General features: G+C 55.5%; 7 protein-coding genes. 3 read left to right on the forward strand and 4 right to left on the reverse strand.

What is annotated here, in order from left to right:
• Positions 1-49: 49 nt before the first annotated feature.
• Together FF011L_RS00935 and FF011L_RS00940 are read right to left on the reverse strand one after the other, a co-directional pair.
• On the reverse strand, positions 50-1,495 hold the full coding sequence (locus tag FF011L_RS00935; protein WP_145349529.1) for a DUF1501 domain-containing protein: 1,446 nt from the start codon (positions 1,493-1,495) through the stop codon (positions 50-52).
• 3 nt (positions 1,496-1,498) lie between these two features.
• Entirely contained in the window at positions 1,499-3,991 is a 2,493-nt protein-coding gene (locus FF011L_RS00940) for a DUF1553 domain-containing protein (RefSeq protein WP_145349530.1), read from the reverse strand.
• Positions 3,992-4,144: 153 nt separating this feature from the next.
• On the opposite strand from FF011L_RS00940, the gene FF011L_RS00945 reads away from it, so the two are divergent.
• Positions 4,145-5,056 carry a phosphatidylserine decarboxylase gene (locus FF011L_RS00945; protein ID WP_246109652.1) on the forward strand — a complete coding sequence of 304 codons (912 nt, stop codon included), beginning with the start codon at positions 4,145-4,147 and terminating at the stop codon, positions 5,054-5,056.
• A gap of 2,247 nt (positions 5,057-7,303) precedes the next feature.
• Here the strand turns inward: FF011L_RS00945 and FF011L_RS00950 are convergent.
• On the reverse strand, positions 7,304-8,725 hold the full coding sequence (locus FF011L_RS00950; RefSeq protein WP_145349531.1) for a sulfatase-like hydrolase/transferase: 1,422 nt from the start codon (positions 8,723-8,725) through the stop codon (positions 7,304-7,306).
• Positions 8,689-9,486 (reverse strand): 3-keto-disaccharide hydrolase, encoded by a 798-nt coding sequence (locus tag FF011L_RS00955; protein ID WP_145349532.1) that lies wholly within the window; start codon positions 9,484-9,486, stop codon positions 8,689-8,691. Before FF011L_RS00955 ends, FF011L_RS00950 begins: the two co-directional genes overlap by 37 nt.
• A gap of 506 nt (positions 9,487-9,992) precedes the next feature.
• Here FF011L_RS00955 and FF011L_RS00960 point away from each other — a divergent pair.
• Both FF011L_RS00960 and FF011L_RS00965 read left to right on the forward strand, forming a co-directional pair.
• Positions 9,993-11,267, forward strand: coding sequence for a beta-ketoacyl-[acyl-carrier-protein] synthase family protein (locus FF011L_RS00960; RefSeq protein WP_391560904.1), 1,275 nt, complete (start codon positions 9,993-9,995; stop codon positions 11,265-11,267).
• Positions 11,268-11,300: 33 nt separating this feature from the next.
• Positions 11,301-11,561 (forward strand): acyl carrier protein, encoded by a 261-nt coding sequence (locus FF011L_RS00965; protein WP_145349533.1) that lies wholly within the window; start codon positions 11,301-11,303, stop codon positions 11,559-11,561.
• The last annotated feature ends 3 nt before the right edge of the window (positions 11,562-11,564 follow it).

The following is an 11,564-nucleotide window of genomic DNA, read 5'->3' on the forward strand; positions in this document are numbered from 1 at the left end:
CAGATGCCAAAGTCGATGGCCTTGCCGGTACCAGAGTCACACTCTGTTCCTATAAGATGATTTCCTTCACGACTCGGCTTGGTTCCACGCCGGTTAGTTTTTGGTCCAGCCCCTGGAAAGGGAAAGTTAACCGTGTGTGGTCGACGCCCAATAGGTGGAGCATCGTGGCGTGTAGGTCGCGTACGTGGACGGGATCTTCGACGACGTTGTAGCTAAAGTCATCGGTTGTGCCGTACGTCATTCCGCCTCGGACTCCACCACCGGCCAACCAGGCAGTAAAGCAGCGGGGATGGTGGTCGCGGCCGTAATTGTCCAGTGTTAATTGACCCTGCCCGTAAACGGTCCTGCCGAATTCGCCTGCGAAGACGACGAGGGTGTCTTCTAGCAGTCCATGCCGCTGGAGGTCTTCAAGCAACGCAGCGGTCGGTTGGTCGACGTCGCGGCATTGCCCTTCTAGGTTTTCGGGCAATCGCGTGTGGTGATCCCAGCCTCGATGGAACAGTTGGATGAAGCGAACGTCTCGCTGGGCCATTCTTCGAGCCAGCAGACAATTTCTGGCGTACGAACCTGGTTTGTCGATGTCGGGTCCGTACATCTCGAGCGTCTCTTTTGACTCGTCCGATATGTCCGTTAGCTCGGGGACCGAGGACTGCATCCGGAACGCCATCTCTTGCTGGGCGATCGTGGTCTGGATTTCGGGGTCGCCGATTTCTGAAAAATGTTTGCGGTTGATGTCGCCAAGCGAATCGAGCATCCGCCTGCGAATTTCAGAATCGATGCCGTTCGGGTTCGATAGGAACAACACCGGATCGCCGGTCGCTTGGAAGCTGGATCCTTGGTGTTTCGATGGCAGGAAGCCACTCCCCCAAAGCCGCGAGTAGAGAGCCTGGACATTTACCTTGCCGCTCCAGGTTGCCGACGACATCACAACATAGTCGGGAAGATCGCGGTTCATCGACCCGAGGCCGTAACTCAGCCACGCTCCCATGCTCGGTTTGCCAGCGATCTCCGACCCGGTGCAAAACGAGGTCTTGCCGGGGTCGTGGTTGATGGCATCGGTATGCATCGAACGAATCATGCACAGGTTGTCGGTCTGCTTTTTAAGGTGCGGCAACAGTTCGCTCATCCATAGCCCGCTTTGACCGGCCTGCGCAAACTGGAATTTTGAAGGCGCGATTAGTTGTTCTTTACCAAGGGTCATGGCGGTGACGCGTTGCCCGTTGCTTACCGATTTTGGAAGTTCTGTCTTGAACAGTTTTTGCAAGTCAGGCTTGTAATCAAATAAGTCCAGTTGGCTGGGGGCACCGGCCATGAACAGAAAAATCACTCGTTTGGCTTTTGGCGCAAAGTGAGTCCCTTTCGTTTCCGCGGTCTCGGAAGCATGAGTTGCCCCCGGGATCAACGAAGCGAGTGCCGACGTACCGAGTCCCATCCCTGTGTTGGTTAGGAATCGACGACGCGACTGTAATAGCTGGGATTGCTGATGTGGCGTCATGGGTCAGTCCAAAGTCTTGGTGATGTCAAGGTTGTAGAGAGTGTTGGCAACCACCGTCCAGGTTGCCAGTTCCGCTTGCCGTTTGGCGTCATCGATGTCGGTTCCAGCAACGCCAGTTCCCTGGCATAGCTGCTGAGCAAGTTCCGGGTGCTGGCCATACCTTTTCATCAGATCAGCCACCAAAGATTCGATCGCCTTGTTTTCTATTTCGTCGGGTTCGCGAAGGGTGATGGTTTGCCAAAGGTGATCGACGCGGGATTTCGTGTCAGGGGACTGCTCGATCGTATCCTTTGCCAGTTTGCACGCCGCTTTGAGGTATTCCGGTTCGTTCAGCAGTAGCAACGCCTGCGATGGCGTATTGGTTCGCTCGCGGCGTGCGACGCAGTAATCGCGGTTCGGTGCGTTCAAAATCGTCATCTGCGGCGGAGGCATCGCTCGCTTCCAGAATGTGTAGAGGCTACGCCGATAGATCGCGTCGCCTTTGTCTGGGCTAAATACTTCGCCGGTCATGGAAACGGTTTTCCAGAGTCCAGCAGGTTGGGGAGGTTTGACGCTGGGGCCGTACATTTCGGGCGACAGCAGGCCACTGGTAGCAAGGATTTGGTCACGGATCATTTCGGCATCCATCCGGTATCGCGAGCCACGTGCAAGCAAGCGATTTTCGGGGTCCGCTTTGAAAATGTCAGGCGCCGCGACCGAGGATTGTCGATAGGTCTTGGACATGACAATTTCCTTGATCAACGCTTTGGTGTCCCAGCCTGATTGCACGAAAGAAACGGCCAGGTAATCAAGCAATGCCGGGTGACTAGGGACCTCCCCCTGCCCGCCGAAGTCTTCAGAGGTTTTGACCAATCCAACGCCAAAGAACTGTTGCCAATATCGGTTCACGGCAACGCGAGCGGTCAACGGATGGTTCGGATCGACAAACCAATTTGCCAGATCCATTCGTGTCGCGATTTCACCCTGTGTCTGCATGGGCGGCAGGAAGCCAGGAGTCCCGCGTTGAACCTGTTCGCCGGGGGCATCGTATTCGCCGCGGACCAGTAGGTAAGTTGGACGCGGTTCCTTGCGTTCTCGCATCACCATTGCCCCTGGAATTGATTGTTCCAGTTGCTCACGCGATTTCTTGGTTTGGTTTTGCTGTGAGGTCAGTTCTTTTACTTTCGACGTTTCCTCTTTCGCGTCGCCCTGCTCTGCTTTCGCTTTCGCGATCTTCTTGTCCAGTTCGTTTATCCGCTGAGTGTACTCTTGTAGCTTTTTCTGCTGTTCCGGCGTCGCTAGGGAAATGAATGGTGCCTGCAGGCCCTTGGCGGGACTTCGGACGGTCTCGGGAGCGGCATCAATATTGTTGAAGAATGCGTATAGTGAGTAAAAGTCTTTCTGCGTGATCGGATCGTACTTGTGGTCGTGGCACTGGGCGCACTGCACCGTTAATCCCATGAACGTGGTGCCGACCGAAGCGACTCGGTCCAGAACGTTTTTGTAGAAGCTTTCTTCGGGAAGTGCCGTGCCACGATCAATGATCAGGTGCAAGCGGTTGAACCCGGATGCGATCAGTTGGTCGGTAGTTGGTTCAGGATATAGGTCACCGGCAAGTTGGTACTTGAGGAAGTCATCGTAACCAAGGTTTTCGTTAAATGATCGGATGACCCAGTCGCGGTAGGCCACGTGATTGCGGTAGAAATCTTTGTGCATCCCATTGGTGTCAGCGAATCGAACAAGGTCCAGCCAGTACCTTGCCAGGTGTTCGCCAAAAGCTTCGCTGGCGATCAGGCGATCGACGAGGGTTTCCCATACTTGGTCGTGGGGGTGGTTTTCCCAGTCACTAACAAATTGGGTTGTTTCTTCTAGCGTGGGCGGCAGTCCTGTCAGACCGAGCGTCACGCGTCGAATCAGGGTTCGCGGATCGGCTTCGGTTGCGGGCTGCAATCCTTTCGATCCCAGTTTGGTAGCGACGAACTGATCGATCGGATTGGTCGTGGATTTATCGTTGTTTACATTGCCCAGTGCTGCGGCCGCTGGCGGAGTGAAAGCCCAGAAGGTTTCGTAGTTTGCCCCCGCTTCGATCCAGTCGCGAATTAGTTGTTGCTCGGCCTTCGTCAACGAAGGTTTGTGAGAGTTTGGTGGTGGCATGATTTCATCTTCGTCTTCGGACGAAATGCGACGCCATACTTCACTCTCCTCTGCGGATCCCGGTTCGATCGCCCAGGCAAGGGCTCCCTCGTCTCCGTCTGGAATGTCTAATCGCAAATCGGCTTTTCGCGATTCGATGTCCGGTCCGTGGCAGGAGAAGCATCGGTCGGAAAGAATCGGGCGGATCTGCTGATTGAATGAAATCGCTGACGAGCTGTCCTCGGCGGCCTGGAGATGGCAGCCAAGAAGGGCGAAAACTAGAAGGAGGACAAGGGGCGATCTGCTGGGGGCCAGTCGAGCCTGCCACGAGGCAACGTGAGATCGTCGGTCGGGAAGCCAGCAACGAAAAGCATCGTAAGCCATGGTCATCTCGTGAGTGTTTTTAGAGGGCGCATCACCGGATTATACCTCAACTTTCGGTGCCGACCCGACATTTGGTAGACTTGAGGATTGCGGCGAAGTCCGTTCACTTTTCCGTTCTGCCTTGCTTCTCTTTTCAGTGAAATCCGTTCCCCCGTGAATGCTATCCAGACGTCCGATCCGATTACCTATTTCAATCGTTACTCCGGTGAGCTTGAACAAGAGGAGATCTATGGCGAGTCGTTTCTTCGTTGGACCTACCAGAGTTTTCCAGGGCAGATCGCATTAGCGGTCGCCGCCAAGCGAGTTTGGTTTTCAAAGTGGTACGGACGCCGAATGGATTCCGCTGTCAGTCGCGAAAAGGTTTTGCCCTTTATCAAAACCTATGGACTGGATCCGGCGGAATTTCTGGATCCTCCCGAATCCTTTCAGACGTTTAATGAATTTTTCTACCGCAAGCTGAAGCCGGCAGCTCGCCCGATCGATGCGGCTGTCGATAGTTTGGTGTTTCCGGCGGATGGTCGTCAGTTGGTTGTCCCCGATATTTCGCAGGCGGATGGGTTTTGGGTAAAAGGGCAGCGAATGGATCTGGCTCGGCTGCTGGGAAGTCGTGAGCTTGCGGAGCGTTATCAGCATGGGAGCCTGTTGATCAGTCGGCTTTGTCCGGTCGACTACCATCGTTACCACTTCCCCATCGCCGGAACGGCGGGAGCTGCCAAAATGATTCCGGGGTCTTTGTCTTCGGTAAGCCCCATTGCGCTGCGAAAACGGCTGGCCATTTTGTGGGAAAACAAAAGGACGCTGACCGAGATCCAAACCGCCACGATGGGGACCGTGCTGATGATCGAAGTCGGAGCCGCCTGCGTTGGTGGGATCCATCAAACCTTTTCGCCCGGAGCGGTCGCGAAAGGAGATGACAAGGGCTACTTCACCTTTGGTGGGTCGATGACCATGGTCCTGATGGAGCCCAAGCGGATCCGTTTCAGCGACGATCTACTCGAGCATTCCGCTCAGCAGCGTGAGGTTTACGCAAGGATGGGCGACGTCGCGGGGCACATGGTCGACTAGTTCGCGTGTTGAGCTTTGATGCCGTCAGAGCGATGTTTTTTCGCAGCGAGCAAACCGCTTAGAAGGTTGTCGTCTTTCGCTCGGGACGTCGGTTTTATCCGTAACGGTTTTGTGGGGAGCCAAGCGGAATCGGCCCCATGCCAGCTTGTCTGGCATGTAGCAAAGATTTGAAGTTAGATTACTCGTAGCTCCGCCTCTCCGAGGCGGAAAGATCCGCAAGCACGAGTCTCGGAGAGACTCTACTACGTGCCTGTCGGGTAAACCGACAGGGGGGCGCTGTGCCATGACGTAGGCCGGACCAAAGAGCAATAGCGATGCCGTTCCGGCGCACTGTCTTCTCGTAGCTCCGCCTCTCCGAGGCGGAAAGATCCAGATGCACGAGTCTCGGAGAGACTCTACTACGTGCCTGTCGGGTAAACCGACAGGAGGACACTGTGCCATGAAGTAGGCCGGACCAAAGAGCAATAGCGATGCCGTTCCGGCGCACTGTCGCTCCTCGTAGCTCCGCCTCTCCGAGGCGGAAAGATCCGCAAGCACGAGTCTCGGAGAGACTCTACTACGTGCCTGTCGGGTAAACCGACAGGGGGGCGCTGTGCCATGAAGTAGGCCGGACCAAAGAGCAATAGCGATGCCGTTCCGGCGCACTGTCGCTCCTCGTAGCTCCGCCTCTCCGAGGCGGAAAGATCCGCAAGCACGAGTCTCGGAGAGACTCTACTACGTGCCTGTCGGGTAAACCGACAGGGGGACACTGTGCCATGAAGTAGGCCGGACCAAAGAGCGATAGCGATGCCGTTCCGGCGCACTGTCGCTCCTCGTAGCTCCGCCTCTCCGAGGCGGAAAGATCCAGATGCACGAGTCTCGGAGAGACTCTACTACGTGCCTGTCGGGTAAACCAACAAAGGGACATTGTGCCATGAAGTAGGCCGGACCAAAGAGCAATAGCGATGCCGTTCCGGCGCATTGTCGCTCCTCGTAGCTCCGCCTCTCCGAGGCGGAAAGATTCGCAAGCACGAGTCTCGGAGAGACTCTACTACGTGCCTGTCGGGTAAACCAGCAAGGGGACACTGTGCCATGACGTAGGCCGGACCAAAGAGCAATAGCGATGCCGTTCCGGCGCACTGTCGCTCCTCGTAGCTCCGCCTCTCCGAGGCGGAAAGATTCAGATGCACGAGTCTCGGAGAGACTCTACTACGTGCCTGTCGGGTAAACCGACAGGGGGACACTGTGCCATGACGTAGGCCGGACCAAAGAGCAATAGCGATGCCGTTCCGGCGCACTGTCGCTCCTCGTAGCTCCGCCTCTCCGAGGCGGAAAGATCCGCAAGCACGAGTCTCGGAGAGACTCTACTACGTGCCTGTCGGGTAAACCGACAGGGGGACGCTGTGCCATGACGTAGGCCGGACCAAAGAGCAGTAGCGATGCCGTTCCGGGGCACTGTCGCTCCTCGTAGCTCCGCCTCTCCGAGGCGGAAAGATCCGCAAGCACGAGTCTCGGAGAGACTCTACTACGTGCCTGTCGGGTAAATCGACAGGGGGACACTGTGCCATGACGTAGGCCGGACCAAAGAGCAATAGCGATGCCGTTCCGGCGCACTGTCGCTCCTCGTAGCTCCGCCTCTCCAAGGCGGAAAGATCCGCAAGCACGAGTCTCGGAGAGACTCTACTACGTGCCTGTCGGGTAAACCAACAAGGGGACATTGTGCCATGACGTAGGCCGGACCAAAGAGCAATAGCGATGCCGTTCCGGCGCACTGTCGCTTCTCGTAGCTCCGCCTCTCTGAGGCGGAAAGATCCGCAAGCACGAGTCTCGGAGAGACTCTACTACGTGCCTGTCGGGAAAACCGACAGGAGGACACTGTGCCATGACGTAGGCCGGACCAAAGAGCAATAGCGATGCCGTTCCGGCGCACTGTCGCTCCTCGTAGCTTCGCCTCTCCAAGGCGGAAAGATTCAGATGCACGAGTCTCGGAGAGACTCTACTACGTGCCTGTCGGGTAAACCGACAAGGGGACGCTGTGCCATGACGTAGGCCGGACCAAAGAGCAATAGCGATGCCGTTCCGGCGAATTGTCGCTCCTCGTAGCTTCGCCTCTCCGAGGCGGAAAGATTTGCAAGCACGAGTCTCGGAGAGACTCTACTACGTGCCAATTATGAACTTCACGTCCCCCGCGAAAGGCGACATTTAATCGACAGCCCACAGGCGTGGCGGGTTTGGATTTCCCGACTCTTCTCTTATCCGTACTTTGAACTATTCCGCTCGCGGGGTGATCTGATCAAAAACCTTGTTCAGCCGGATGCGAGCGGCAGCCGCTTCGCTGTCATCTGGGTTCGCCGGAGTTTCGGCAGGTAGGTTTCTTGCATCCCATAGCGAGCCTTGTTTGCGCCACAGTCGCCACGATCCGTCGAATAAATTCTCCTTGCCATACAGTCCTTGGTGAGTCCACTCGCGTGGATTCCCCTCTTTCCCATGCATCTGAGCGAGAAAGCTCCGTCCGTCTATCTTGACCGTTTTCGGAATCGAAGTTCCTGAGAGTTCACAGAAGGTTGGGAATAGATCGACGACATCAATCAAGTCATCGCAGACCTGACCCTGAGGGACCCGTTCGGGACCCCAGACAATCAGCGGAACGTGCGATCCTGCGTCCCCTAGGTTCGCTTTGCCGCCGTTGACGTTGCCGGCTGTTGTGTGTCGAGTGTTTTTCAGCTCGGCGGAATTGTCACCAAAGCGAGGATTATGGAAGTCACGTTGCTCGGTCCCATTGTCGCCCATGAAGATGACATAGGTGTTGTCGCGAATCCCTAAGTCGTCGACGGAGCGTAATACCTTGCCGACTAATTTGTCCATGTAGTGGATCATGTTCCCCAGTGAACCATTGCTGCCGTTGGCTTTGTCATCCGGGGTTTTGATGATCGGATTGTGGGGCAACAGTTCGTTGTGCAGGATAAAAAAAGGCTGTCCAGCGGCCGTGGCTGTTGTCATTTGGTCGATCACGTAATCGGCCAAGACATCCGGCCCAAAGCGATCTTGGATGTCGCTGCGAATTTCACCATCTTGATTAAACGTCGGTTGCCAGTGCCGTCCGGTCTTCTTTCCATCCCGCCAGATTTGCCACACACACCACGAATCAAATCCAGCGTCGTGGATATGGTTTGGCCAAGCTTCTAGGGTCGCCAGTTGCCATTTCCCGGTCACGCTGGTCGCGTATCCGTTAGCCCTCAACAGCTGAGCGTAGGTCGGCATTTTGGAGAAATCGACCTTCTGCTTTGTCCCTTTGTGAACCGGTAGGACCCCATAGTGTCGATGCCGAGTGGTGTACAGGCTGGTGTGCATGCTCACACGACTTGGGGTGCAGACAGGGCTGGTGTACGCTCGACCGAAGCGAAGCCCTTCGTTTGCCATTCGGTTCAGGTTAGGTGTCTGGAAATCAAGACCTCCATAGCTTTGGATCGCTTCGTATCCGATGTCATCTGCGAAAATGAACAGTACGTTCGGACGCGACGATTTCTCTTTGGCTTGGGTGATTTGAGGCAAGCCAATCGCAGCTGCGCACAGACAAAAAGCGAACAGCCCTGACGGACTGCTCCACAGCCGTCCGCTGGACGGCCGGAAGCGAAGTGCGGTTAGGAAACGGGTCAATTGCCAAGTTCCTTGACGCGAATGTTTTTCCATAACACGGTCCCTTCTTGCCCTTTGTGGATTTGTAAACCAAAGAAGCCGGCGGGGTAGGTTCCATCGTCGACCCAATGAGACGCGGGGACTCCGTTCAGCCAGGTCTTAACGACGTTCCCTTTGGCTTCGATCGTCAACCGATTCCAGCCCGTCTTGTTTAGAGCTTCACGAGCGTTCTGGTGTTGATCTAACCATAGCGGATAGAAGTAACCACCGCAGCTTTGCCCGTAGATCCCGCCCGACCAGCCACGATCGCCCGTCGTTCCTTCCATTTCGGCTTGCGGTCCAAAAACGATTTCACCATTTTTGCCCGGTTTCGTTTGGGCTCGGAACATGACGCCCGAATTGCCGCTCACTTCCCATTTCATGTCACAGGTGAAAATGAAATCGCGGAAGTCGTTTCGGTCGGTTGAAAGGTAGGTGCTGTTGGATCCTGGGACGCAGGTGCCGATTAGCAGGCCATCGCGAGCTTCGAATTTGCAGGTTCCGCCACGCGGGGTCCAGCCGCTGAGGTCGGTTCCGTTGAACAGAGGTTCAAAACCAGTTGTCAGGTCTGGTTCTGCGCTGGTGTTCAGCAGCATCTCGGATGGTTTGGGGATGTTGGCCTGTTTCTTGTATTTTTCGTACCAGTCGCTTTGCTGGTCGGCGACCTTGTTCTGTGCGTTGCCCGTTTTCTTGTCCGCATTCGGTTTGTCCGCAGATCCGGTGGAGGCGACGAGGAACGCAAATAGAAGCGTTAGAGGGAGGAGCTGGGTTCGCATGCGTTATCTCTTTAAGATTTAGCGAAGAGGACGGGAGAATAAGGAGGTTTGTTTATCATAATCCTTCGCGAACGAACCGGGGCATCGATCGGATGGGATCGTGGGTTTGGCTTGTCCTTTTTGGAGTTTGAAGCTGCGTGACCTCAAGCCATGCAGCATTTGTCTTTGTGCCGGCGCTCGGCTTGGGGGCTTTCGGGCCTTTTGTCCGGTATCGGGCGTCGCTCCGAGTGTTTTTGCCTCTGCCATTGATGGCGTCGACGCTCCGCGTCCGCTCAGAATGGCCGCTATCGGTCTTCGCTTTACGCCGCAGCGGGCCCCGTTTCGATCGGCGAATTTCTTGGTTTCGTTCGTGAAAGCGTGTATCTGCGGTAGTGGTACAGGGTTTGCGTTCTTCGAGCGGGGGGGGCTGGAAGCACTTCGTGTGGGGCTGCTGCTTGTCAATTCTGTATAAAAGAGGTAGCCTCACGCGTTCGTTTTTACCGTTTCAACCAGCAGGAAAGCACCCTGTGTCTCTGTCTGATTCCTCGCCGTCCCCACGTGTTCACTCGTTGCCAGACAATCAGCGGATTGTCATTACGGGGGTCGGATTGACCGCCCCGAATGGGAACGATTGGCAATCGTATCGTGATGCGCTATTGGAAGGCCGCAGCGGCGTTAAGCCTTACGAAATTCGCTATTTCGGTGAGACTTTGGCCGGCGTCTGTGACTTTGATGTCCGTAAATATCAGACTCGCAAAGAGATCCGCCGCGGGACTCGGGCGGGAAGCGTGGGTGTCTACGCTGCCAGTGAAGCGGTTGCGCACAGCGGCTTGGACTGGGAAAATACGGATAAATCGCGAGTCGGGATCTACGTCGGTGTGACGGAACACGGCAACGTGGAAACCGAAAACGAAATCCATGAAATCAAGGGTTACGACTACAACACCGACTTCTGGTCGCACCACCATAACCCTCGCACCGTCGCCAATAACCCCGCTGGCGAAATCGCTTTAAGCATGGGGATCACGGGGCCTCACTACACGATCGGAGCTGCCTGTGCCGCCGGAAATGCGGGCTTGGTGCAAGGGGCTCAAATGTTGATGCTGGACGAATGTGACGTCGCATTGGCCGGTGGGACCAGTGAAAGTATCCATACCTTTGGGATCTTTGCCAGTTTTAAAAGCCAGGGGGCGCTGGCCACTCACGAGGATCCGACCAAAGCCTCACGGCCATTTGATACCAAACGAAACGGGATCGTGGTCGCGGAAGGTGGCTGCCTGTATGTCCTGGAACGGCTGAGCGATGCAAAAAAACGAGGCGCCGAGATCTACGGCGAACTGGTGGGGCACGCCATCAATACCGACGCGACCGATTTCGTGTTGCCCAATCCGGAACGGCAGGCCCAGTGCATCCGCTTAGCGCTCAAGCGAGCGGGGCTGCAGCCCGAGCAGATGGACATCGTCAGCACCCACGCTACGGGAACCAGTAGCGGTGATGCACAGGAATGTCTGGCGCTCCGCGAAGTCTTTGGCGAGTGTAAAACCGTCCGTTTTAACAACACCAAAAGCTACATCGGGCATGCGATGGGGGCTGCGGGGGCTTTGGAACTGGCGGGCAACCTGCCTGCGTTCCGTGATAATGTTTGTCATCCCACAATCAATGTGGATGAGCTAGATCCCAAGTGTGCGTTGCCGGGGTTGGTTCTGAATGAATCGCAGTCGGTTCCGCAAGTCAAATACATTTTAAATAACTCGTTCGGGATGCTGGGGATCAATTCGGTCGTTATCATCCGTCGCTTTTAGTCATCTGTAAGAATCAGAAAGTCATTAACTGCCATGACCAACGAAGAAATTCGCGAAGAGATCATCGATATCCTCGAAGACATCGCTCCTGATGAAGAAATGGACGATCTGGATGATGAAAAGTCTTTTCGTGATCAACTGGAATTAGATAGCATGGACTTCTTGGACATCGTGATGGAGCTGCGCAAGCGGCATCGCGTCCAGATTCCTGAAGAAGATTATTCGCACCTGGCTAGCATGGCCACCACGGTTGCCTATCTTGAGCCCAAGATGCGCGATATCGCCAAGAACTGATTT

Source organism: Roseimaritima multifibrata (assembly GCF_007741495.1).
Classification (GTDB): domain Bacteria; phylum Planctomycetota; class Planctomycetia; order Pirellulales; family Pirellulaceae; genus Roseimaritima; species Roseimaritima multifibrata.

Bases quoted from the DNA above. Each gene is read 5' to 3' on its own strand.
- FF011L_RS00940 (WP_145349530.1), bottom strand. From the start codon at position 3,991: ATGGCTTACGATGCTTTTCGTTGCTGGCTTCCCGACCGACGATCTCAC.
- FF011L_RS00935 (WP_145349529.1), bottom strand. From the start codon at position 1,495: ATGACGCCACATCAGCAATCCCAGCTATTACAGTCGCGTCGTCGATTC.
- FF011L_RS00950 (WP_145349531.1), bottom strand. From the start codon at position 8,725: ATGGAAAAACATTCGCGTCAAGGAACTTGGCAATTGACCCGTTTCCTA.
- FF011L_RS00955 (WP_145349532.1), bottom strand. From the start codon at position 9,486: ATGCGAACCCAGCTCCTCCCTCTAACGCTTCTATTTGCGTTCCTCGTC.
- FF011L_RS00965 (WP_145349533.1), top strand. From the start codon at position 11,301: ATGACCAACGAAGAAATTCGCGAAGAGATCATCGATATCCTCGAAGAC.